This window comes from Marinobacter profundi (assembly GCF_002744715.1).
GTDB classification, from domain to species: Bacteria; Pseudomonadota; Gammaproteobacteria; order Pseudomonadales; family Oleiphilaceae; genus Marinobacter; species Marinobacter profundi.
On the sequence record NZ_KZ319368.1, the window covers coordinates 150,155 to 175,116 of the forward strand.

Here is a 24,962-nt window from a genome sequence, read left to right on the forward strand (position 1 = left end):
CGATACAAACAAAGGAATTGTTGCTGTTGTGGCTAAACGACTGTTGATCGTAGAGGATGACCCGGGGCTGCAAAGCCAGATGCGCTGGTGTTTCAGCGACGATCTGGAAGTGGCGGTGGCCAGTGACCGGAATACGGCGCTCACGGCCCTGCGACGTCTGGAACCGGATGTGGTCACTCTCGATCTGGGCCTTCCCCCGGATCCCGGTGGTGCGACTGAAGGCTTTCTCCTGCTGGAAGAAATTCTCCGCCTCGCCCCCTGCACCAAGGTAATTGTCGTCACAGGCCGGGAAGACAAGGAAAACGCGGTCAAGGCCATCGGGATGGGCGCCTGCGATTTCTACCAGAAGCCGCTCGATGGCGATATCCTGACCTTCGTGGTCAATCGCGCGTTCCGGCTCGCCGAACTGGAGAAGGAGAACCAGGAACTCTCCCGCCAGCACAGCAGCACCTCCATCAAGGGCATTGTCGCCGCCAGCCCGCAAATGCTGGCCATTTGCCGCACCCTGGAAAAAATTGCCCCAACCGATGTAACCACGCTGATCTCCGGAGAAACCGGCACCGGCAAGGAGCTGCTGGCCCGCGCCCTCCACGATCTCAGCCACCGCTCAGCCAAACCTTTCGTTGCCATCAACTGTGCCGCCATCCCGGAGAACCTGCTGGAGAGTGAGCTGTTCGGCTACGAAAAAGGCGCCTTTACCGGTGCCACCCAGAGCAAGAAAGGCAAGATCGAGAGCGCCAATGGCGGCACCCTGTTCCTGGACGAAATCGGCGACATGCCGATGTCCCTGCAGGCAAAGCTGCTGCGCTTCCTGCAGGAACGCACGGTGGACCGGGTCGGCAGTGTCTCGCCGGTCGCGGTTGACGTGCGGGTGGTCTGTGCCACACACCGGGATGTCCGCCAGCTCATCGACACCGGCGACTTCCGCGAAGACCTGTACTACCGCATCAGTGAAATTACCCTCGATGTGCCGGCACTGCGGGACCGCGAGGGCGATGCCCTGGTCATTGCCCAATCGTTGCTGAAATCCCTTGGCAAGCAGATGGACCGCCCCACCCTCGCCTTCTCGGAAGACGCGGTAAGAGCCATCTCCAGCTACAACTGGCCCGGCAATGTGCGGGAAATGATCAACAAGGTGAAGCGCGCGACTATTATGGCCGAAGGCAAGCGGGTGACCGCCGAGGACCTGGAGCTGAAGGGTACTCCGGCCACCATGAACGGCCAGCTCAACCTGCGCCAGGTGCGCGAGAACGCCGAGCGCCAGGCCATCGTTCAGGCCCTGCAAAGCAGCAATTTCAATATGGCTCAGGCCTCACGGCTGCTTGGGGTGACCCGACCCACGCTTTATAACCTCACCGACAAATACCGAATCGAACAGTCTGCCGGGACATCCTGACCTGAAGCAGGCATCCAGGTCAGGGAGCCGACCAGCAATGATCAAAAGGAACAGATCCATGAAGTTGCCCGCAATCAGAAACGCCGTCCTGTTGGCCTTCGTGTCATTAGCCTTGCCGGTTGCGCTTACCGGCTGCAGTGACGAAGACAAAATGACCCAGGAAGAAATCCGTTACCTGAGTCACCTGGACCAGTCACGCTTTTTCCAGCGCCAGGGCGAACTCAAGGCCAGCACCCTTGAGGCCCGCAGTGCCATCGAGCTGCAACCGGGCAAGCCGGAACCCTACTTTGTTATCATCGACAACCTGCTGACTGCCGGCGACGCCCTCAATGCCGAACGCCAACTGGCCCGGCTGCTCGAGGATTTGCCGGCAGACAATCTCACCTCCGGCAACCGTAACAAGGCCCAGCTGATCCGTGCCGAGGCCCATCTGATGCAGCATCAGTTCGACGAAGCACTGACTGCCCTCGACGCACTTGAATCGCCGGATCGTGTCCAGGAGCTGGAGGCTGCCCTGCTGAAAGGCCGGATTCTGTTGGCCGCCGCGCGCTTTGACGATGCACGGAGTGCCTACCAGCAAGCCCGGGAACTGGATAATGGCAGCGCATTGCCGCTGGTTGGCCTGTCGCGGGTCGCCTGGTCCTCCGGTGACCGGGAGCTTGCCAGCTCACTGATCAGCGAAGCCGAACAGGTCGATGCCAACGACGCCGAACTCTGGTTGTGGAAAGCCCAGGTTGCCGATGCCCAGCAACAATGGCAGATCGCCGAGGATGCCTACATCCGGGCGCTGGAGGACATCGGCCAGTATGACGTGATGACCTATCGCAAGTATGAAACCATCTCCGCCCTCATCCGGGTGCTGCGCGCCCAAGGTAAATCCGCGGAGGCGTTTGTCTATGAAGAGATTCTGGCCAAGTCTGCTCCGGGCACCATCAAGAGCAACCTCGCCGCAGCCCGTGCCGCATTGGAAGAAAGCGACCTGGAGGGCGCCGCCCGCTACCTTGAAGAGATCCTCGCCCAGGCGCCGGATCATCAGCAAAGCGCCCTGATGCTCGGCCTGGTCCGCTTCCGCCAGGGCCGGACCGAGGAAGCCGAGGCCCTATTGGCCCCGATTGCCGAGCCGGGCGAGTCGGAAGCCGCCAACAAACTGCTGGCCGCCACCCGGCTGCAGCTGCGTGACCCGGAAGGCGCCCGCAAGGTGCTGGATGGCCTGGAAGACAAGCAGAGTGACCCCGAAATTCTCGCGCTGGTGGGCATTGCCTCGCTGGCCAGCGGCGACGTCAACGCCGGCGAGGAATTTATTGAAGCCTCACTGGCCAAACGACCGGAGAACCACACCCTCCGGCTCAGATACGCTGGATACCTGCTCCGCCAGGGCAAGCCCGACAAGGCCATCGAACAGGCCCGCATGCTCATCGACACAGCGGCCGTTGCCGACGATGCCCGCACCCTGATCATCCAGTCGTACCTTGCCAGCAACGATCCGGATGCGGCGCGGGAGTCAGCCAATGCCTGGGTCAAGCAGGCACCGGACAGTGTCCGCGCCCTGGTCACCCGGGGCGAACTTGCCGCCCGGGACAAGGATTATGGGGAAGCGGCCCGCTACTACACGGAAGCCGCCCGCAAAGCCCCCGATAATCCAGCGCCACTGATTGCAGCGGGGCAGCTGGCACTGATCCAGCAAGATCCCGCGGCGGCCCGGCAGGCCTACCGCAAGGCGGCCATGCTGGCACCGGATAATCGCCAGGCCATGCTCGGCATCACCCGGGTTCTCGAGGGGGACGAGTTACAACAGTTCATGGCCGAGGTACTGGAAGCACACCCGGATGCCATTGGCCCGCGACTGGTACTGCTGGAAATGGCCTTGGATAGCAATGATAGCAACAGGGCCGACGAGCTGACGGCGACCCTGCTGGAACGGGAGAGCGAGAACCAGCCCGCCCGCGCCGAACCGCTGGTCGCCGCGCTGTACCACAGCATGGCCGTGCGCAAACGTGACGCCGGCAACCTCAGTGACGCCCGCAACCTCCTCAATCGCGGACGCATTCTGTTCCCGGACAACCTGGATATTGCCGTGCAGTCGGCTGCCCTCGCCTTTGCCGAAAACGAAGCGGGTGAAGCCCGCGAGGTGCTGCAGGATGCCCGGCTCAAACACCCCGAATCCGGCAGACCGTTCCTGGTGGAAGCCACCTACGAAGCCGAGCAGGGACGCCACAAGGAAGCCGCCGAGATGTTCCGGCTGGCCCTGGACAAAGAGCGAAATGCCTCAACCGAACTTGCCTATGCCCGGGAACTACAGCGTGCCGGAGACCCCGAAAAGGCCATCAGTAGTCTCGAAAGTGCCATGACCACCTACCCGGGTGATCCGCGACTGCCCCTGACAATCGGCCTCTTTGCCCAGGACCTGCAACAGAACGAACGGGCAACTGCCGCCTATCTGAAGGTACTGGAAATCGACGGCGACAATACCCTGGCCCTGAATAACCTGGCGTGGATCTATCATGAAGCCGGCGACGAGCGGGCAATGGAGCTGGCCGAGAAGGCCTACCGGCTCAACCCGGACTCCGCGCCGGTCGCCGATACCTACGGCTGGATCCTGTTCAGTGCCGGTCGACATCAGGAAAGCGTGCCCGTGCTGGAAAAGGCCTACCAGCTGGAGCCGCAGACTCGCGAAATCATCCTCCACCTGGCGGAGGCCTACGAGGCCACCGGTCAGCAAGACAAGGCCGCGGAGCTGAAGGCCAAGATGTAAGACACATCAGCTATAAGCTAACAGCCAACATGCTAAAACAGTCCAAGTAACGGGTGGCGGGGGTTACAGGCGGAAACAATACTTAACACACTCTTTCATTAACCAGGAAGGTGGCTGAGTATGTCTGTCGGCAAGGTAATCGGGCTTGGAAGCACCATTCTACTTGTCACGGGCTGCCAGAGCTGGCAGTACCGTGACATCGACTCCCTCCCTCCTACGGCTGCACTGCCGGCGGCCAGTGAGCCGGGTAAGGTGGAGGTCAGGTATTTTGACGGGATTGCCGGATCCGCCGTATCCGATCTCACCGGACTGACTCAATATCCAGACAACCCGGATGTTGTCACGGATCTCACCGAGCTCAAGGTGCCAGGCGGCAGAGCCGACAGCTATGGCAGCCTGGTCCGCGGATTCATTGCCGCTCCGGCGAGCGGTGATTACCGATTTTTTGTAAGCGGTGATGACGAAACGCAGTTCTGGCTAAGTACCTCTGATCAAGCCGCCGATGCAAGGATGATCGCTACCGTCCCCAACTATTCCAGCCCGGGGAGTTACACCAAGTATGCCTCCCAGACGTCCGGGCTGATTCCTCTTAGTGGCGGAAAACGATACTACTTCGAGCTTCGCCACAAGGAAGGCGCAGGAGGAGATCACTTTGAAGTTGCCTGGGAAGGCCCGGGAGTCAGCCAGCAGATCATTGGCAGCCAGTACCTTTTTTCCTGGGGTGAGCCCGTCTATGAGGACACAGTCAGCAGTGGCGAGGCCTATTCATTGGGCTACCGCGTCGGCTTCCTCGATGGCACCCAGGGGCTCAGCTTCAACCCGGATTACCCGCCGCTGGATAACGACCAGGATGGGATCTACGACAACTGGGAGATTCTCCACGGCCTTGATCCCAACAATACCGCGGATGCGACCTCAGACCCGGATGGTGATTTCCTGGCGGCCGCCGACGAGTTCCTGATCGGCACCGCAGAGGGCAACCCGGATAGCGATGCTGACGGCATTCCGGACGGGGTGGAATACGCGTTCGGACTTGATCCGCTGGATCAGAAAGATGCGTCCTACGACCTTGACGGTGACGGCTACAGTAACCTGGACGAACACCTTGCCGGCACCGAACTCAACAACGCCGAAGATGCACCGGTTACCGCACCGGAGCCTCAGCCGGAGCCGACTCCAGAGCCTACCCCGGAGCCCGAGCCTGAAGTCACCGAACCGACCTATGTTGCCGGCTTCGTTGGGCAGTATTTTACCGGCCGCGAGCTCAACCAGCTGGAGGCAACGACCATTGACCGGGATGTGGCGTTCAACTGGGGACAAAACGCACCGATCCCCGAGTTGCCAACCGATCAGTTCTCCATCCGCTGGAACGGCATCTTTACAGCGCCCCATAGCAGCGGCAGTAACCAGTACCAGTTCACAGTGCGAACCAATGATGGGGTACGTCTGTACGCGAACGGCCAGCTGGTGATTGATGACTGGAGCGAACACGCCCCACGAACCTTCACCTACGATCGCTCCCTGGCCGCCGGCGAACAGCTGAGGCTGACCGTGGAGTACTTCGAGAACGTCGGTAATGCCGTTGCCGAATACTCGGCAACCAACCTGACCACCGGTGAAAAACTGGTCACGGCCAACACCATCAGCTCACCGGATCTCACCAACCCGCAATCCACCGATACGGACGGTGATGGCATCCCCGATACCTGGGAGCTGAGCTATGGCCTGAACGCCTGGGTGGCAGATGCCGACGACAGCAACAACAACTCACAGATCACCAATCTCGAAGCCTATGAGAGCGGCCTCCACCCCTACACGCTGACCAGCGTCTCTGAACCAACAACCACGGAGCCGGAAACCAGCGCACCGCCACCCACCGCAAGCGAAGGCTCCGTGACGCTGTCGTGGACCGCACCCTCAACCCGCATGGACGGTTCATCCATTGCGCTGTCGGAAATCGACTATTACGTCATCAACTACGGCCAGAACATCAGCAGCCTGAGCCAGAGCACCAACGTGGATGGTGCGCAAACCTCCTACACCTTTGACGGACTGGCCTCAGGAACCTGGCATTTCACTATCAGGGTGGTAGATACCAACGGGCTGACCAGCGCGCCGTCAGATCCGGTGTCTTCGACCATTCCCTGACATCCGACCACCCGGGGACAGACCCAAGGTCTGTCCCCGGCGCTTACCTCCATTCAGAACAGCGAATCCAGATGCACCTGAGCCCGGTGCCTGACCGACGGTGCCAGCCGCTCAAGAACCTCGCGGCCGTCACAAGACTGGCAACTTACCCCGATCACCAGCAACGACGCATCCGAGCGGCTGTTGAAGATACCCGGTAACTGGGCCAGTTTTGCCCGCAACTCCTCACTTTCCCAGAAGCTTTCCACATAATAACCGTAGGCAAGGTATACCCGTGTCTCGCTCATGCGATATCGCAACTTCAACCCGCCGAGAACAATGCCATCCCCCGCCGGTACCGCGAAGGTCTGCTCCGGGATCAGCACCTCACTGTCGTAGAGGTGGTTCTCGTACTGGACAACCTCGCCTCCCGGCCGCTGCCAGTCGTAGGTATACAAGCCGACAAACACCTCCTCCCGGCCATCCTCACTACCGAGCCTGCCCCGCTCCAGGAAAGCACCGGTAAACTGGCGATCCGGCCGGCGGACTGACGGCTGCCAGCCGGCCACCGAATCCCGAAACAGCGGCAACCATTCCGTTGCCGCTAACACCTCCAGATTATGGCTGGCTGTCCCCCGGTACTTTTCATCAGCAGCCGACCATTCCGCTGCCCACGCCAACGCGCCAAAGCTGACAACCGGGATCACCATCAGCCATCCCCGGGAGCTTAGTCCGGAGCCCATCGAAGCCAGGGCGCCCGAATCCGAGGTGCCCCGCACAACTTCTTTGCGCTCAAGGCGATGGGCAAAGAAAAACAGCGGCACCAGAGTGCCGGCAAAGACCCACCAGCCGAAGTAATCATGCTCCCAGATCAGCGACGACGTCATGTTGGACTCGTAGCCCACATAGATGATGACAAACACCCGTATCCAGTTAGCTAACAGAGCCAGTAAAACCGCGGCGCACAACAGGTAAATGCGGCTGATTACACGCTGGTAGTTAAGCTCGGAGTAAAGGGTTGCCAGGGTCATCCCGACCAGCAGATACCTCAGCCCCGAACAACCGTGGGCAATCTCGAACGCACCCACGCCGGGAAAATAGACAAACACGCCTTCCACGGTGAATTCAATGCCCAGCCATGACAGCAGAAGCTGGTTGAACGCCACGGTGATCAGCTGCAGCGGCCAGGACAGGTAGTCCCACACCGGTATCGCGAAAAACAGAATTCCGACCGGCAAAAAGAACGCAGAAGCCTGGCGCCAGCCCCAGATCAGCAGCAGCACACCCAGCATCAAAGGAACAATCACAACCTGCTGGAAGGCTTCGACAAACAAAATGCTGCCCGCCAGGTAAAGGGCCGCCGCTGCGGCAAAAGGAATCAGCCAAAATGGATAGCACCCGGCCACCGGCCGCACGGCACGCCACTTCCGGATACTGAGCAACAGGCTAACCAGCAGCACCAGATAGCCGTGGGAGTACGACTCATCAAACTTGAGCCAGCGGCCGCCCAACACCTCCAGTGCGGGCCAGATGCCGGCAATCAGTGCCGCGAGCAGAGCCACCGGCAGGAACCAGTGAGCGGTTTTTTCAGACGCCGGACGTTCCATGTTCGCGTTTCCTGTCCCTAAAGTCTTTCAGCCAATACAACGCCTTGAAAACCGGATTACGCACCAGCATCAGCGACACCAACGGCAGTTGCCGGGTAGCCAGCCGGGCCTTGTAGTCCTCGTTCTTGCCACCACCGGCCAGCATGTCAAAGAGCCGGGCACCGGGGTTGGCAAAGGCCGCTTCGATACTGTATCCGAGATGCAGCGTGCCGAGGGCGATTTTCTTGTGGAGGTTCTCGATATAACCCGCCTGCAGGTTATACACCGTTTTTTGGTACCACACATTGTAGAGAACGGATACGGGCTGGCCAGCCACCGAAAGCACCGAGAGCTCCGGAGTGCCGCCTTCCTGTTCAATCTGGCGGAGAAACTCCAGGTGGAAAGCGGTGCTGGTTGCATTGAAGCAGGGCTGGCCCCAACGCTCGAGATGAAACCGGTTCAGCAACTCAAAAAAACCGTCCGGATTTTCCGGCCACCAGTTGTCAATCATCACGTCGCCACACTGCTCCAACACCGAGCGCCGGTTGAACAACCGTAATCTTGTGCCCTTGCCCAGGCTGGCGAGGTACTCCGCAAAATCCCCAAGGGTGTCGATGGCGTAGGCGATGTCTGTCGCTACCCGACGGACCGGCCAGCCATGCGCCCGGGCGAGAACGAGTAGCCAGGCCACATCATCACTGCCATCGACCATATCGGCGAAGACTGCCTCACTCCATTGCAGGCGATCAAGAGGGGGCCGCTGGTTCCCGTCGAAGCCATTGTACTCGGTGCGGGGTGTGGAAATGCGCCGGTAACTGGTACCGACAAACTGCAGGCAGGAGACCGGTAATACGTTTTTCAACCGGTAATGGTCGATGTATAGATCGTTGCCGCCAGGAAATAAGTCAATGCGCCGGAACCCCGGCGTGTCGCCCCAGAATTTCCACCAGGCATCCTGCCAGGCCCTTGTCTGAAAGAGGCTCATGGTCATTGTCATCCTTGTCTCAACCGCGTGGCGGATGGCCTGTCGGAAATTCTTACAAGCCGTTCATGAAACCCTCACGGCCTCAAGCTTATCACATTGTATTGCGGCAGGAAGTCATGCTCTGGCAGGAATGATGCTGCTTCTGATGTCGGTAAAACGGAATTGCATAAGAGTTACAAGGGAGGCATTTATTATGCGGCTGTTTCGGGTTAGCTGTGTCCTGCACCATGCCCTGCGCGTCTTGCTGGCATCCATTTTCCTCCTCGCATCCGTCGCCGCCTATGGGGCACCGACGCTGCAGGTGAGTAACTCACCACAGCGCACGGCACCCATTGCGCTCGGCGGGGCGCAACTCAATGACCTTGTTTATATTTTTGTTGCGCCGGAGACCGGAGTAAAGAAGGTTGAGTTCTACCTGGACACCACGCCTCCCGCACCGCCAAGGGTCACGGAAAACCTGGCCCCGTTCGATTTCAACACCACCGCCGCGGATCTTACCGCCAATGCCTTTGATACCAACAGTATCGCGGACGGCCAGCACAGTGTTTACGCCAGAACCACCTACTCGGACGGTACCAGCGAAATACTGTCGGCAACCTTTACAGTCAACAACTCCGCACCGGCCTTCGTTTTCAGCCAGACCAACATTGACTTCGTTGCCGAGGCCGGGGGGAACTCACAAAGTGCCCAGGTCAGCCTCTCTTCCACCACCAGCGGCAGTGAGAGCTTTTCAATTTCCGACAACGCCAGCTGGCTGACCGTCCAGCCCGCCTCCGGAACCGTGCCGCAATCCCTGACGCTCACCGCGAACCCGTCAGGCTTGAGTGCCGGCCAGTATACGGCGACCGTCCAGGCCACCGGCAGCGGGGTCACCACGGCGTACCTCACGGTTAACTTTCAGGTAGTCGCACCGCCCAGCGGCAGCTACAGCCTGATGGTAAGTGCCGCACCGGACCGCTCCGGCGCAACCGGACTTAACGGTTCCACCCTCGCGGGTGACATCTACGTTTTCGTGCCGCAGCAAGCTGGCATGACCAGAGTCGAGTTCTGGATCGACAACCCGCAAAAAACCGGCAGCCCGAACCAGCGGGAAAACCTGCCTCCCTATGACCTGGCCGGCACGGCCAAGGACGACAGCGCGCTGCCCTTTGACACCACCCTACAGGCCGATGGCAGCCATACCGTAACCGCCCTCGTCACGCTCTCCGATGGGAGCAAACACGAAGTTACCGAGTTCTACACCGTAGCCAACGACGTCGCTGCCCTCGGATTCAGTAAAACCAGCCTTTCCGGGTCCCGCCATATCGATAATCCCGGCACGCTTTCAGAGAACGTCACCCTGACGGCAAGTGATGGCTCCGGAGCCAGCTTCTCCATCGCGTCGACTGCCAGCTGGCTGTCAGGAACCGCTAACTCCGGAACCACCCCGGCCAGCGTTACCGTCTCGGCGAATTCCTCCGGCCTGGCAGCCGGCAGCTATACCGGCAAGCTCTCTGCCAGCGCCCCGGGGTACACCGGTGGTGAACTGACCTATACCCTGACCATTACGGAAGGTGCCCAAGGCATCCTCACCACACCCACCGCCCTGACGTTCCAGGGTCAGCCGAATACAGCGATCGGCAGTCAAACCCTGGCGATCAGTCACAGCGCGAACGACAACGAGTCGTTCACCCTGAGCACCAACATGCCGTGGCTGTCGGTATCGCCCACCAGCGGTACCACACCGGAAAACATCAGTGTTCAGGTTGATAGCAGCGGGCTTACCACCGGCACCTATGAAGCAACGATCACCATCACCCCGGCAAGCAGCGCCTCCGTCAACGTACCGGTCACCATGGTGTTAACCAGCACCGACAAATGCGCCCCGGTACCCTGCAGTGCCGTGCGGGTTGACCTGCCCTATCAGCTGACCTTCACTGAAGGCCAGGGTTACTACCCGGACTCCAACGGCTGGGGCACCGGGTTTACCTGGCTGGATGAGCCGAGCAGCGGTACCGGTTTTATCCAGGACAATCTTTCCATGAACTTTTTCCAGGGCGTGCTGGAATACACAACGACCCCGGGCATCAGCTTCAAGGCTGTCAATAGCCAGGACAACGCGCTGGGAGTGGGTTTTGCTGCGCCTAACCAAATCACCGAGATTTCCACTGAAATCCTGAATCTACCTGCCGGCACCGGCAGTTATGAACAAGCCGGCATGTGGTTTGGCTTTAACGAAGACAACTACATCAAACTCGTTATTGCATCCACTCCGCAAGGTGAACAACTCCATTACTTCATGGAACTTGCCGGGACGGGCGCTGTTGAGAAATACCTGACTGTCCCAGGCTTGGTGGGATCGGACATCACCCTCGGGATGATTGTTAATCCCTATACAAAAAGTGTAGACCTTACCTACAAAATCGAGGGTGGCGCTACGACACACATAGCCACATTGATGCCTCCCGACGAATTCTTCAGCTTTGATGCCGCGGGAATTGACCCGGAAATCGGCACAAGGAGCTTTACGGGGATATTCGCGACACACCGCTATGCTTCAACGCCAATCACCTATCTTTTCGACGAGTTTACCCTCAAGGAAGGCGATGGGGCTCTGGCATCCGAGCGTGCCGTCGATTTCATCACCAGCGACTACAACATCGGCTTCCCAACATCGATGGTTTGGGGGCCGGATGACCGCCTGTATGTCACTGAACTGTTCGGTACTATCCACGCGCTGACATTCGACGAAAACATGAACGTTATTGACGATCAGATCATCGAATCATTGATCAATAGCATTGGCCCCCGTCTGACTCTTGGCATAACGGTATCCCCGAACGCAACCGCAGCTAACGTGGACTTGTGGGTGGCGCACTCCAGTCCATCGATCGATAACGGTGAGGTCAATTCCGGCATGGTATCGCGTCTGAGCGGCGCTAACTTTGGTACTGTCGAACACCGAATCACCGGACTTCCCCGGGCCATCGCCAACCATTCCCTCAACTCGCTGCACTTTGGCCCGGATAACCGGCTCTACATGGCGGTGGGAGGTAACACCGGCGCAGGCGCCCCGAACAACTCTGGCTCAGAATTCGGTGATCGGGCAGAGCAACCGTTGAGTGCCGCAATCGTTGTCGCCGATGTATTCTCCGCGTCGTTCGACGGCACCTGTGCCAATACCGCTGACATGTACGGGCCACCTCCCTGCGATGTGGTGCCCTATGCCACCGGTTTGCGGAACAGCTACGACTTTGTGTTCCACTCAAACGGCAACACGTACGCCACTGATAACGGCCTGGGAGTAACCGGTACCTATCCACCCAAGCCGGAGCCCGTGTGCACCGGATTCGGGAATACCGCGAGCTACCTGAATGGCGGCCATAACCCCGGCCCACAACCGGACCTGCTCCTCCTGATCAAGGAAGGTAAATACTACGGGCATCCAAATCCGTATCGTGATGAATGCGTGTTCAAGGACGGGTCCTATCAGAACGTCGCGCCCTTACCCAACTACGAACCGCTCCTTTTCAACCTGGGTGAACACAAATCGTCAAATGCCATCATTGAATACAGCGGTGCAGAGGGTTGCGTCGGCGAATATCTGAACGGACAACTCCTGATCACCAACTATTCAGTAGGCGATGACATCTATCTGGTTACCCTCAACGACACAGGTGATACAGCAGTTGACGGAAAACCACTTGTTACCGGCTTCAATGATCCGTTGCCACTGACCAAGAACCCGGATGGCGTTCTTTTTGTCGGCCAGTTCGGAGGGGGCAAGCTCACCTCACTGCGTCCGGTCAGCCTCGGCTGTTGGGATACGAAAGCTCCCGCTCCCTTGGCAGTCCTTGATGCCTCCGGCGCCGAAATTAATGGAAAACTGTATGCGGTTGGCGGGAAAAACAGCAGCGGGCACCTGACCACCTTGCTGATTTACGATCCGGTCAGCAACAGCTGGAACCAGGGCGCCAACCTGCCCGGTGTCGGGATCGAAAACCCGGCAGCCGTATCCTTGAATGGAAAACTGTATGTGTTTGGCGGATCTACCGCACCATTCTCCGGCGCCGTCAGCAGTGCAGCTGTCTATGACCCCTCCAATAACTCCTGGACCCAGCTGGCCAACATGCCCACGGCCCGCGGGGGTGCAACAGCTCAGGCAATGAATGGCCTTATCTATGTCATCGGTGGCATGAATGCCCAAGGTGCCTCGCTGGGGATTGTGGAGGTATACAATCCTGCTACCAACAGCTGGCAGTCTGGCCCCTCACTGGCCTACGTACGTGACAATCCGGGTTCCGCCCAACTTAACGGCAAGATATACGTGTTCGGTGGGCGTCACCGCGAAGCAACCGGCACGACCATTCAAGAAGCTATGAAAACCGTTGAAATGTTTAACCCCGCAACCAACACCTGGGCCGAAATGACTCCGATGCCCACCGGCAGGCGAGCTATGAGCGTAGGGGTAATCAATGGAAAAGCCCAGGTAGCTGGCGGAGAATTCAATTCAAATTCAACGTCTGGAGTATTCGAACAGAATGAGGAGTATGACCCGCTTTCGAATACCTGGCGGTCCATCACCAAAGTTCCAACTCCGAAACACGGCGCCGCCAGTGCCACCGTCGACGGCGCTCTCTATATCATGGGCGGCGGAGTAACTTCAGGATCCTCTTACACCAGCTCCATGGAAGCTTTGAGATTCTGAAAGCGCGAACTTTAACGAGCCTGGGCAAGTAAAATTTAAAAAACTGACTTGCCCAGGCCGTTCACCCGCCTGAACATCCATCCCTACCTTACCCAAGCTGACATCAGCTATACTGATTGCGTTTGATCAAGCAAACGCAATGGCAAGGACGCATATGCCAAAAGCTTCCGTTATTATCCCGGTTTATAATGGCGGGGATTATATTGGTGAGACCATTGACTCAATTCTCAGCCAGTCATTCCATGACTTTGAGCTGATCATTGTAGACGATGGTTCAACCGATGATACGGCCGATGTTATTCATGGCTTCAGGGATAGTCGTATCCGGTATTTCCATCAACCCAACAGTGGCAAACCAGCCTCTCCCAGAAACAACGCCATCCGAAAATCCGAAGGAGATATCATCTTTATCTTCGATTCGGATGACATCATGTTACCCGGCAAACTGGCCACTACCGTTCAGTGCATGGAGCTTGCCCCCGGAGCTGGCCTCGCATTCACTGGTTTTGCCTGTATTGATGAGACTGGCACCATCATTGATCCCGGTTTTCTGGAAAAAAACCGTACGTTGCAGCAACTCCCTAAAAGACCAGTAACTGATCAGGCCCAACTTATCGCCTCGCGGGCCGCACTCCGCGGATTGGCAGCCTCTAATTACCTTGGCACCTCCGGCGTCGCCATACGGCGGGAGGTTTTTGATACGGTTGGTTATTTTGATGAGGAAGTCCGAAATTCCGATGATTTTCTAATGTGGCAATCAATTGCCCACCAATATGACTTGCTCTATCTACCCCGGATATTCCATCACTATCGCGTTCGCTCGGGAAGCATTTCACTTCGCAACATCGAAGAACGGGCACCGGGTCTGATTGCATGCGTTGAAAAAATGAAACAGTTCCACTCTGCCGACCCTGATGCTCTCCGGTTGCTGGATGAGCGGATCCGCAGATACTACTTTGAAGCCGGCTACTCCTGCTTTACCCAGTACAAACTCTCAGAGGCGCGAAGCTGGCTCCTTGAGGCCCTTAAAAAGAAAATCGACCAACCTGCACTTTTTTATCTTTGCCTTTCGCTTTTACCGGCCTCGTTAATCAGTCAGCTCAAACAACTGAAACACCGCAATTCATCTGCAGAAGCCTGACGTGTCGACCGCCACAACACTCCTCAAAGGCTCCATAACGCGAGTGTCCCAGACATTCATCAGCATTCTGGTCGCCTTCTTCATGATGCCGTTCCTCATCCATGAATTGGGGGATCATTGGTATGGAATCTGGACTGTCGTCGGAAGCCTTGCCGCCGCCTATCACCTGTTTGATATGGGCATGGCCAGTGCAGTTACCCGATATGTCAGCAGTGCTTTCGGAAAGAAAGACAACCAAGAGGCCAATTCCATCATCAATACGGCTTTGGTGATCTACGTTGTGATTGCCTTGATCATTATCCTGGTCAGTATTGCCGCGAGCTATTCCAGTCGATTGTTTTTCGAAACCGGGTCAGACAAGGATCTGGTACAGACTCTGGTGCTTATAATTGGTACGTCCATCGCCCTCGAATTTCCATTCAATGCATTGGCGGGCGTGGCGAATGCGAAACTCCGCTTCCATCAAGTAGCCCTGACCCGGATCGCCATGACCCTCCTGGGAGCCGGCCTGACCTGGTGGTACATCTCCCAAGGCCATGGTTTATTGGCCCTCGCCATTATCACGTTCGTTACTGCGAGAATCTCGAACGTTCTTTACCTGATCATCTGTAAATCCGCCTTCCCCGGCTTAAAATTTTCACGTAAATCAGCTTCATGGGAATCCGGCCGGGAACTATTTCAATACAGTGCTTGGTCCTTCGTAATCGCTATCGCCTATCAGTTACGAAATAACGTGGATAATTTTGTAGTCGCAGGCTTCCTGTCAGCTGCAAGTGTCACCCACTACGCCGTCGGACTTCGGCTCGTGGACTATATTGCCCAGTTTCTCGGTCAGGCAACCAACATGTTTGTACCGATTTTTACCGGTTACCACGCCCAGGGAAACAATCAGGAGCTCCACTCCAAGCTCCTGTTTATCACACGAATCAACCTTGTACTTGCTCTCATAGCAGGTGGCGGACTGGTAATCTTCGGGCAAGCATTCATTTCCCGATGGATGGGGCCAGACTACAGCGATGCATACTGGGTAATGGTCATTCTACTGGTGGGCCGAATGATCGGCTTTGCGAACCACCCACTGAATTCAGCAATGTACGCCACCAATAAACACAGCATCGTGGCAAAAATCGATATCGTGGAGGTGATCTTCAACCTCATGCTGAGCCTGATTCTCGTCCAATACTTAGGGCTGATCGGAGTAGCGCTCGGCACCATGATCCCTCTCCTGTTGTTGAGACTTTTTGTTCTACCCCTGTTCGCCTGCCGAGCCATCGAAATGCCCGTGAAGGACTATTACCTTTGCATGGCCAGACCACTTATTGCCATCTGCGTTCCATTGGTGATCACTTTCATTTGGGTCCGGAGCAGTGCCCAGGTTACGAGTTACCCAGAGATCATCGTATCGTCGATTGTTATGTCTTTTATCTGCGCTGCAGCAGGTATGAAGCTTGCTTTTTCTCCCTCAGAAAGAACCGAGCTGCGAAAGCTGATACCGGGCAAGAAACTAAAGTACCTGATCTAAAAATCAGAAATTTCAGATAGTGGAAGGAATCTACTGTGGAAAATCCGTTAGTTTCGGTAATAATCCCCGCCTTCAACGCGGCCGATTTCATCGCAGAAACCCTGGATAGCATCCTGGGCCAGACATATCGAAATCTGGAGGTCATCGTAGTGGACGATGGCTCCACCGATTCCACCGCTGCTATTGTTCAAGCCTACGCTCCCCGGATTCAGTATATACATCAGGAGAACAGCGGGAGCTGCGCCGCACCCCGCAACCATGGACTCAAAAAAGCCAAAGGTAGCCTGGTAACGTTCTTCGATGCAGACGACATCATGCTTCCCCAAAAGATAGCCAGCCAGGTTGAAACACTTAATCGAGCTCCGCAAGCGGTTATGAGCATTACCAATTACCGAAATTTCTCTGATGCGGGCCGCTCGGCTGACCACTTTTCCACGTGCGCCCGGCTCATCAACCACCTCGAATCAACCGGCGGAGACAATGTGCTGGTGCTCTCACTTACGTGCCGGGACATACTAATTGATGAAAACTTCACCATCGCATCTGCACCCTTGTACCGCAGTGAAGTCCTCCGGGCACTGGGTGGATTCGACGAGTCCTTGAGGGCCTGTGAGGATTTCCACCTCATCTATCGAGCCGCGCTAATGGGTGACGTGGTCGTATCCAGGACCGTCGGCTTCGAACGACGCCTGCACGATCTGAATATGAGCGGCGATAATGAGCGAATGCTTATTAACCTGATAAGCAGTCGCCTCAAATTAATCGAGTGTGAGCCAATTGAAAACCTGAAAGCGCGGCTAGAAGCAAGAGTCCAGAGTTACCGTCGCAAACTGCAGGCATGCCTGGTGAATAAAGGTCAACTGAAAAACGCGCTGAAACTTTACTCACAAACATTTCCGCCCACGTCTTCAGAAAACCTAAAACACGACGTACGGCAAGGAGTTAAGATTCTTCTGAACTCTGCAAAACTGGCCACTAACTCAAACAAACAAATTCGGTGATCACAACCGGTTTATCCGGCGGGCCAAGCCGAAACGCCAGCTCGGTTGAACCACTAATTGCTTGTCTAGTTTCTTATTACCCTCATTTTCCGACAACTCCGCGACCCTCATCCGTGCAACCTTCAACAAAACTACCGAAAGCCCACCAAAAAGATACCATTCGTAGCTCTTAAGCCCGTAACTGGCCAAACTAAATAACAGGTTCATCAAAAGCCAGACCTGCATTGCCTGACAACTTCGATATAAAAAGTCATCGGTAGAGAGTTTTTCTTTGATAAGCTTCGAAGCTTCTCGGAAGTTCCTGATCATTGCAGAAAGATACAGAATAAACAGAACCAGTCCTATCAACCCAATCTCCTGCCAGATTTCCATCCACAAAATATGAGAGATCTGATCTTTACCCGCCACGTTCCAATTTGCTTCTCGCGAAGTGCCCAATCCGTGGCCAATGATCGGGCGATTCATCGCGACCTTGAAGTCCTCCGACCAGCCTTCAATCCGGCCTTGCGCTGATGCAGATTGACGTGCGTCGCTACTAACGATAGAGAGATAACGATCCTTCTGTACATCGGTAAGGTTAAAAAATATAACTGTGATACCAACTATACCGATAACTAACAACAAGAATTTATGCGCGCTCTTCCACCATATTCCGAATCCGATAATCCCTAGAGCGAGTATTCCTGACCGGGACAACGTCAAACCCATAGTGTACAAAAAAATTGGAATCACGAGTAAGTAGAGTAAAAATGTCTTTCTATTGGTTGGGGCGAAGACATAATGGAGAAATGGGATAACTGTAGCGATCAAAAATGCTAACCCATTAGGATTGATGACATCTACTGGAGCACCGGCAAGCCGTCCAGCAAAATTGCCCCCACCCAAATGAGTAGCTGACCCCAGATAACCCGTTGTTAAATTTAGGACTAGAGGTTCTATAATTCGAATCAAATTGCAACCTACGAACACCGCTAGAATTACTTTTACACGAGTTTGGTTAACCACTAAGTTCACGGTAAAAAAATAAAATATCGCTCCTTTAATAAAGGCAATCATGCCGATATTGATCACTGACCCAGGCCACTCGACCAATGGAAGTGTTAGGGCGGAATATACGATGATTGCCAGCAAATATCTTGAGGCAGAATCGAACTTTGGCTGGGAAGTTGATTTATTGGCAAAAATAAAATATGAAATCAACACCACTAAAATGAGATCAAAACGGATAACCCCCAAGATTGGCAACCTCGCAGGCAATCGGATAAAAAAACTAACCAGATAAATTAGATATAAACCAAACGCAAACTGAGTCTCCTTACCGATCCGGCGACGGCTAGCGGAATCGTTGTGTCCTAAAGCATAGGAGTTCATCCAATCACCTTTTCATAAAGTTCGTAGATGTTCAGAGCCGTTTTCCTGACATCAAACCTTTCCGCCGCCACCGGTGCAAATTTTTCGAACGGCTCCCTCCCTCTTTCGAGGCTCTGAAGAATACCGGTAGCCAAACTTTTGGAGTCTCCAGCGACCGACTGCAATGCAGGAGTTCCTTCCAAAACCTCTGAAAGACCGATGCAATTACTTCCTATAAATGGCACTCCGGCGCAAAGAGCTTCCATTGGCTGCAATGGGCAGGCCTCCCATAATGACGGCATAGCAATAAGGTCACATCCCTTCATTACACCAGACACGTCAGGTGTAAAAGGCACAAATGTGAAATATGATTCCAACCCTTTACGCCTTATTTCCTCCTGCTCCTCTCTGATGAAAGCACCAGATCCGAAACACAAAACATGGACGTCCGGCGACCCACTATCGCTCCTCAGTATTTCAATTGCCGCGACCAAATACTTGAATCCTTTTTGCCCCATAAACCGGCCGAAGAAACCAATGATCTTAACGGATGGATTCAGTCCATACATTCCATGCAATTCTGTACGCTCACAATTTCGAAAGAGGCGGACATCTACACCATTTTTAATTGTAATGCTTTTCCCTCTAAGAAATGGAAAATAGGATAAAAGGTTTGATTCTGCGTCTCGTGATACTGAATGAACTGACTTACATCTTCCAAGCGCAACCGCAAGCACCATTCGCCGAAGAAAGCCTTTAGGCCCTTCGAATTGGCTTTCATTAATTATGTCATGGGACGTACAGATCATCGTGGAGCGGGAGGTTAAGCCAAGTGGCAGGCACGCAACCGCAGATGTAAAGCCGTGCGCGTGAACCGCATCAAAAGTTTGTTTCCTATGAAGCCTACAAATAGCGATCGAAATGTTAAGAGCTTCGTTTCCGCAATCGGGGACTAGAATCCAATTATCCACTCGGTCACCAAGCTCGGACCTAAGAGCAGTCATACCCTCGGTACATGTTCCTACCACAGAAAAGCGGTACCCGTCAGAGGGAAAATCAGAAATGACATACTTTAAAAAGGTCCTTATCCCACCGACAGGCCAACGCACTACTAGAAGTATGCGGCGTTTGTCAGCCTGTCTCTCCGGAATTCTATTATCGCCCACTTCATTCCCATCCCTGTATATGCTAGTTCGACATACCATTTCGCAGCAAAGGAGGTCAGCCGCCCTGGTGCTCTGGTGCTCTGGTGCTCTGATGCTCTGATGCTCTGATGCTCTGATGCTCTGATGCTCTGATGCTCTGATGCTCTGATGATAGTGGATCGCCCTATCCTCCAACCGCTCCAAAAGAGCCAGCTAGCCAACACGTTCCCATTAAAGGTCCCATTGTGTCTTCAATTTCAGTTTCTAGTTACTGGGTCTGAAGAGGGCAATCTGATTCATGGTAAAACGACTCCTTCTAAGCTGTCGCTGATTTCAATGAGGTCGAACGCATCATCACCAGCTTAAAAAACTTATTCAGAGCCCCGATAATTCCCATAATCCTTTAGCTCACGCTCCTTATGCCAAAAGGATCAAAAAGAATTCCTCCCTTTGGTGTAAAATAACTTAAGAATTGCTAGAAGTTGAGCATAACGCCTTTTCCAAATATACGCCCAACATCGAGGTGTTCGATGACGATTAACGATAATATTTCACGATACTTCATGCTCTCAGTTATGTCTGCCGGGTTAAGCTCAATATGCCTTGCGGAGCCTCAGATTCAATCCGTAGAAGGGCAACTCCTAAATGGTTCTAAGCTCTCAATTTCTGGTAATAATTTCTCGTCGGTCAATGCTATTCCAGCTCTTTACGATCATGTTGACAACCAAACGGAGTTCTCCACGCTGTCAGATGGTTCAGTTGTCCCAGAGGATAAAGGTCCATGGACTCACAACACCAATATCTATGGTAACCCAATAACTATAGCCCGCAGCGGTGATCTTCGCACACCGGATAGCAAAGCAGTCTATGAGGGAAGAGTAAAATCTTACCTCGGGTGGCCGCGATCCATGCAAGATACTGAAACTATGACTCTTTATGTTTCATGGTGGTATAAACCTTCACAATCGGTTGACCAAGGGGGATCAAATAAGTTCTTGCGAATCTGGGATGACTCCAGCGGGAACAATACGCGCATTTCGTGGACTCAAATGCATATGATCTACGATGTTCTTGACTTGGGATATGTTCCTCCAACAAGTTGGGCTACTACTCAGCCAGAACCAGGAACCTGGAACCACCTTGAAATCTACGCGGATGCTGACGCGGGCACGATAACAGCCAGCCTTAACGGTGATGTGAAACATAAGCTCAACGATTTCAAAAAATCACCAACATACCGTGGTTTAACTGTTGCTCTCGTTGGATTTGACCCCAGTATAAATGAAAATTATTCGAACTATTCGTTTCGAATGACTGACATTTACGTTTCAGAAACCCAAGCCAGAGTTGAAATATCAGACTCGCCTACTTGGAACCCAACGAGCCATCGTGAGGTTCTGAATGTAAATTCGTGGTCTGATCAGTCAATTGATGTAACCTTCAATCTATACGCTCATAAGGCCAGCTCTTCCCTATATCTCTACGTAATTGATAACAATGGAAGCGTGAACGCTAATGGATTCCAGCTTTGCGAAAAATGCCCAAGTCAAGTTCAATCCATTACGATAGAATAGAATAGTACGCTAAGATATTTATACGAACCATAATTTGGCTATTGTCAGATTTTTTGGATACAATCCAATAATTTCTGGGCTAACGTGCCTAGACGAATCACACCTATTTCTTCAGCTGGATGTAAAGGGAAAGACGCGAAAAGATGAGATGCAATATCGTTTACAAGGAGGATTATCCATGGGACGTAAGAGTCGAGAAACTGGCGAAAGCCTTATCTGAAAATGGGTACGACGTTACGATTACGTGTCAGAATAAAAAGCAGAACAAACAGAATGAAGTTATTGATAATATATTTGTTTCGCGTCTGCCACGGACACATTTTTTGCCACCCTTCATGCAAAGATTGGTCAACTTTCCAGTATGGTTTAACCCGATTTGGATATACTCAATATATAAAAATAGCCGAAATCTAAAAGGAGGTATTATCATTGTTAGAGACCTTCCTTTAGTATATTCGGGAGTCATTGTAGCCAAATTGGTAAAGGCAAAATTAATTTTTGATATGGCTGAATGCTATCCTGAGATGTATGCATCATCTCAGAAATTTTCTAAGCCCTCTTTTTTGGAAGGACTAATCAAGAATCCAAAGCTCGCAGCCAGGTATGAAAAATCATCACTAAGAAACGTTGATCAGACACTAGTCATGATTGAAGAATCCAAGGTGAGAGCAACCAAGATTGGAGCGCCCGCAGATAGGATCACAATTGTTAGTAACACCCCATTCTTAAATAAATTCCAGGGAATTTTACACCACCACTCGGGAACAAGACTGAAGATCGTTTACGTTGGCTTTCTAACAAAACTTCGCGGCCTGGACATTCTTATTCGGGCAGTATCAGAATTTATTAAAAATGGACATTCTTCTGATGATATTCAAGTAGATATTGTTGGTACTGGTGGAGAGAAAAACAACCTAATAGAACTATGCGAGCAATTGAATGTAACATCATCCGTAAGAATTCATGGATGGCTGGACCAAAGCGACGTCGATAGGTTAATGCAAGAATCAAATGTTGGTGCGCTAACTTACAGAGTTTGTGGCCATTGGAACAACACGATACCGAATAAGATATTTGATTATATGCTTGCCGGTATACCAGTCTTAGCGACGCCGGTAATTCCTATTGAACGTATAATAAACGAAACTGGTTGTGGGATCATCTGTATAGACCAGGATCCTTTCGATATTGCTTTAAAATTAGCTCAACTTAGGGATTCTAATGTAAGAGAAGACTTAGGTAAGAAAGGCTATCAGGCGATCTTAGAAAAGTATAATTGGCAAAAAGATATAGAACGCCTAATCAAGGCAGTTCAGTAAGCCGTTAATTTCCAGACAGCCTCCTAATCAATGTTCTAAACACTGACTGAAATAGGAATATTAACGGATATTTATAAGAGTTCCTAATGAAATAACGGTAGCTCGAATACCTGAATTTATTTTCTTCATTACGGTATCGTTGCGTATATTCTTCTTTAGATAAATGCACATAATCGTGATCCAGATAGCGTTGCCATGATAAAAGCCCATCGATAGTTTTTGTTTCATTCCCTGATGCAGTCCGGACACAGCCGTTTTCATTCACAATTACCGGAACATAATCAAATCTGGGCTCATCCTTTTTGGAAAGTACAACATTCGCTATAATGGAGTACTTGGTCTTTCTAGACCAGAGATCAAAGATAAAATTTCCCAACGAGTAAAAAATCAAACCATTTTTATAACGTTCAACTGGCTGTAAAACGTGCGAATGATGACCAAAGACAACGTCTACACCATTATCAATAAGGTTGTGTGCTAACTGAACTTGGTCCAAACTCGGATAGTCGAGGAACTCCAATCCCCAGTGAATTGAGCATATCAAAAATCCGGAACAACTAGCTCGTAATTTTTTTACTTCCTCTAATAAAGACTTCGGATCTGAACGCAAACTATAGGGAACAAGCCCGTCTACCCACTCTTCCGGTCGTGTAGATACTGCAAAAATGAAGCTTTCATTTCCATCACCATGCTTATGTATATAAGGTTTAGTTATACCCTTGCCATCATCAACACCAATTGACGGAATTCCAGAATCCTCGAGCTCAATTAACATATCATTAAATGCGTCCACTCCATGCTGCATGGAATGATTATTTGCTACACCTAGCAGATTAATACCAGCCTTCTTTAACAAACTAAGATGCGCGGGATTTCCACGCATCTCGTAAGATGGAAGCCAATATTTTTTTAGGCCTTTGTCTGAGGTAACAGTTTCTAAATTACCAATAGTTATCTCGGATTTCCTTAAGTGACTGGAAACGTCTGAAATCACCTTATCTAGATGCCGAGAAAAAATACTTCGCATTCCGTGACCGGCACAAACAGGGTGGTCACCTAAGGAAATATCGCCTACCGCAGAAATTTTCAAGGTGCTTTCAGATATGGTTTTATCAGTCATTTTTCTGCGCCAGACGCTGAATAAAATAGCTCTTTTTCTTTGCAACGATATTTTCATCGAGATCAAAAATATACTCTGCATCAATATCTAAGTTAACTTTGTCATAGAGAGCTTTCTTCAGATAACTACAAAGATCCTCAGTACCAAGCTTCGGCGAAGGGTCCGTAGTTATTAACACTTTTCCAGCTTTTTCCTGAATAACCTGGAAATTGAAGTATTCATTTCGCTCTCTGAGATATCTGTCAAAAATATAAGCGAACTCAACACTATGAAAGCGTTCACCATTTTTTGAAAACACAAATTGATTAGCTGAACGCCCCTCAATTCCTGTAATCACTGATTTACTTCCAAAAGTTCCGCAGTTCTCGGATTGTAATTTTATGATGTCACCTAATTTGTACCTAACAAGTCCTTGTGACGCTCTGGATATATCAGTAACTAGGCAACCATCATCAGACTCTTCTACGACAAGCCATGGATTCACGAGATGTCGGTGCCCCATTCGACAGTCAAATGCTATGACGTCAAATTCTGTAGACCCATATTCTTCAATTACCGGACAATTAAACGCTTCCGAAACCATAGCTTTTTGGAAAGGAGTTATATTCTCTGCAGTGCAAATAACACATTTTATTCCCTTTGGGCTCAACTTCAATTCAGATAACGCCTTGGACGCCTCTATAACTAATGATGAGTAACCATAAACATAGTCCGGACACCATGCTATCAATCTTTTAACAACCTGATGTGAGTTTTCTCCCTCAGGCGTGAACAATTTACGATTCAATAAGAAATTCTTTAGTTTTCCTTTAATATCGGCGTTCCCTCGCCCCCATATTCTTGCTTCTCTGTGGCCCAGACTTATTCCATGATGATTGAAACAGTACTCCCTAACGGCTAACATTCTCTCAAGTTCATTACTAGAAAGTGTGATGAAAGTAGGTTTTCCTGTTGTTCCTGACGTATGTCGTGAAAACCCCTTCCTTAAAGAACCCCTTGAAGATAGGTCCCGTTTCGAAAATATTTCCTTGCCCATTACAGGGGCAGATCTTATATCTTCCAGTCTTAAAATAATATTAGTTGAATTATCATGATTTGCCTTCGCGATCAGCTCTTGGTTAAGAATTTCGTTCCTGGATACTTCATTCATGCTCCAATATTTATCGACGATCTTACGATAACGATCAATATTAAGCCCCATGACCTTATAAGTAGTTTTAGTGAGATAATATCTTAAATTCCGGAGTAACCTTCCCA

General features: G+C 52.4%; 15 protein-coding genes. 9 read left to right on the forward strand and 6 right to left on the reverse strand.

What is annotated here, in order from left to right:
• The first annotated feature begins 28 nt into the window (after positions 1–28).
• From prsR to CLH61_RS03695, 3 genes are all read left to right on the forward strand, one after another.
• Complete coding sequence (gene prsR / locus CLH61_RS03685) at positions 29–1,396, forward strand: PEP-CTERM-box response regulator transcription factor (RefSeq protein WP_099613368.1); 1,368 nt, start codon at positions 29–31, stop codon at positions 1,394–1,396.
• A 58-nt stretch (positions 1,397–1,454) separates the two neighbouring features.
• Positions 1,455–4,148, forward strand: coding sequence for a tetratricopeptide repeat protein (locus tag CLH61_RS03690; RefSeq protein WP_099613369.1), 2,694 nt, complete (start codon positions 1,455–1,457; stop codon positions 4,146–4,148).
• Between the two features lie 120 nt (positions 4,149–4,268).
• A complete protein-coding gene (locus CLH61_RS03695; RefSeq protein ID WP_099613370.1) occupies positions 4,269–6,296 on the forward strand; it encodes a PA14 domain-containing protein in 2,028 nt (675 codons plus the stop codon).
• 53 nt (positions 6,297–6,349) lie between these two features.
• Here CLH61_RS03695 and xrt read toward each other — a convergent pair whose 3' ends face one another.
• Together xrt and CLH61_RS03705 are read right to left on the reverse strand one after the other, a co-directional pair.
• Complete coding sequence (gene xrt / locus CLH61_RS03700) at positions 6,350–7,882, reverse strand: exosortase (protein ID WP_099613371.1); 1,533 nt, start codon at positions 7,880–7,882, stop codon at positions 6,350–6,352.
• Complete coding sequence (locus tag CLH61_RS03705; protein WP_099613696.1) at positions 7,863–8,846, reverse strand: GNAT family N-acetyltransferase; 984 nt, start codon at positions 8,844–8,846, stop codon at positions 7,863–7,865. The genes xrt and CLH61_RS03705 overlap by 20 nt, the downstream gene beginning before the upstream one ends.
• On the opposite strand from CLH61_RS03705, the gene CLH61_RS03710 reads away from it, so the two are divergent.
• The 4 genes from CLH61_RS03710 to CLH61_RS03725 all read left to right on the forward strand — a co-directional run bounded on the left by CLH61_RS03710 (position 8,845) and on the right by CLH61_RS03725 (position 17,197).
• Complete coding sequence (locus CLH61_RS03710; protein WP_099613372.1) at positions 8,845–13,533, forward strand: Kelch repeat-containing protein; 4,689 nt, start codon at positions 8,845–8,847, stop codon at positions 13,531–13,533. The genes CLH61_RS03705 and CLH61_RS03710 overlap by 2 nt on opposite strands.
• Before the next feature lie 154 nt (positions 13,534–13,687).
• Positions 13,688–14,674 carry a glycosyltransferase family 2 protein gene (locus CLH61_RS03715; RefSeq protein WP_170003586.1) on the forward strand — a complete coding sequence of 329 codons (987 nt, stop codon included), beginning with the start codon at positions 13,688–13,690 and terminating at the stop codon, positions 14,672–14,674.
• A gap of 43 nt (positions 14,675–14,717) precedes the next feature.
• On the forward strand, positions 14,718–16,196 hold the full coding sequence (locus tag CLH61_RS03720; protein WP_143752066.1) for a lipopolysaccharide biosynthesis protein: 1,479 nt from the start codon (positions 14,718–14,720) through the stop codon (positions 16,194–16,196).
• A gap of 35 nt (positions 16,197–16,231) precedes the next feature.
• Positions 16,232–17,197 (forward strand): glycosyltransferase family 2 protein, encoded by a 966-nt coding sequence (locus CLH61_RS03725; RefSeq protein WP_099613375.1) that lies wholly within the window; start codon positions 16,232–16,234, stop codon positions 17,195–17,197.
• Here CLH61_RS03725 and CLH61_RS03730 read toward each other — a convergent pair whose 3' ends face one another.
• The gene (locus CLH61_RS03730) at positions 17,198–18,568 is read right to left on the reverse strand and encodes an O-antigen ligase family protein (RefSeq protein ID WP_099613376.1); all 1,371 of its coding nucleotides are present in this window, start codon (positions 18,566–18,568) and stop codon (positions 17,198–17,200) included.
• Positions 18,565–19,752 carry a glycosyltransferase family 4 protein gene (locus CLH61_RS03735; protein WP_099613377.1) on the reverse strand — a complete coding sequence of 396 codons (1,188 nt, stop codon included), beginning with the start codon at positions 19,750–19,752 and terminating at the stop codon, positions 18,565–18,567. The genes CLH61_RS03730 and CLH61_RS03735 overlap by 4 nt, the downstream gene beginning before the upstream one ends.
• 470 nt (positions 19,753–20,222) lie before the next feature.
• On the opposite strand from CLH61_RS03735, the gene CLH61_RS18280 reads away from it, so the two are divergent.
• A complete protein-coding gene (locus CLH61_RS18280; RefSeq protein ID WP_143752069.1) occupies positions 20,223–21,266 on the forward strand; it encodes a hypothetical protein in 1,044 nt (347 codons plus the stop codon).
• A 143-nt stretch (positions 21,267–21,409) separates the two neighbouring features.
• Positions 21,410–22,585 (forward strand): glycosyltransferase family 4 protein, encoded by a 1,176-nt coding sequence (locus tag CLH61_RS03740; RefSeq protein WP_099613378.1) that lies wholly within the window; start codon positions 21,410–21,412, stop codon positions 22,583–22,585.
• Positions 22,586–22,589: 4 nt separating this feature from the next.
• Here the strand turns inward: CLH61_RS03740 and CLH61_RS03745 are convergent, their stop codons facing one another.
• Positions 22,590–23,705 (reverse strand): CapA family protein, encoded by a 1,116-nt coding sequence (locus tag CLH61_RS03745; RefSeq protein ID WP_170003592.1) that lies wholly within the window; start codon positions 23,703–23,705, stop codon positions 22,590–22,592.
• Entirely contained in the window at positions 23,698–24,855 is a 1,158-nt protein-coding gene (locus CLH61_RS18285; RefSeq protein ID WP_170003595.1) for a phenylacetate--CoA ligase family protein, read from the reverse strand. Before CLH61_RS18285 ends, CLH61_RS03745 begins: the two co-directional genes overlap by 8 nt.
• Positions 24,856–24,962 lie beyond the last annotated feature (107 nt).

Coding starts and splice junctions, on each gene's coding strand:
- CLH61_RS03735 (WP_099613377.1), bottom strand. CDS start 19,752: ATGGTATGTCGAACTAGCATATACAGGGATGGGAATGAAGTGGGCGAT.
- CLH61_RS03705 (WP_099613696.1), bottom strand. CDS start 8,846: ATGAGCCTCTTTCAGACAAGGGCCTGGCAGGATGCCTGGTGGAAATTC.
- CLH61_RS18285 (WP_170003595.1), bottom strand. CDS start 24,855: ATGAATGAAGTATCCAGGAACGAAATTCTTAACCAAGAGCTGATCGCG.
- CLH61_RS03740 (WP_099613378.1), top strand. CDS start 21,410: ATGAGATGCAATATCGTTTACAAGGAGGATTATCCATGGGACGTAAGA.
- CLH61_RS03745 (WP_170003592.1), bottom strand. CDS start 23,705: ATGACTGATAAAACCATATCTGAAAGCACCTTGAAAATTTCTGCGGTA.
- CLH61_RS03695 (WP_099613370.1), top strand. CDS start 4,269: ATGTCTGTCGGCAAGGTAATCGGGCTTGGAAGCACCATTCTACTTGTC.
- CLH61_RS03690 (WP_099613369.1), top strand. CDS start 1,455: ATGAAGTTGCCCGCAATCAGAAACGCCGTCCTGTTGGCCTTCGTGTCA.
- CLH61_RS03715 (WP_170003586.1), top strand. CDS start 13,688: ATGCCAAAAGCTTCCGTTATTATCCCGGTTTATAATGGCGGGGATTAT.
- xrt (WP_099613371.1), bottom strand. CDS start 7,882: ATGGAACGTCCGGCGTCTGAAAAAACCGCTCACTGGTTCCTGCCGGTG.
- CLH61_RS03710 (WP_099613372.1), top strand. CDS start 8,845: ATGGTCATTGTCATCCTTGTCTCAACCGCGTGGCGGATGGCCTGTCGG.
- CLH61_RS18280 (WP_143752069.1), top strand. CDS start 20,223: ATGACGATTAACGATAATATTTCACGATACTTCATGCTCTCAGTTATG.
- CLH61_RS03730 (WP_099613376.1), bottom strand. CDS start 18,568: ATGAACTCCTATGCTTTAGGACACAACGATTCCGCTAGCCGTCGCCGG.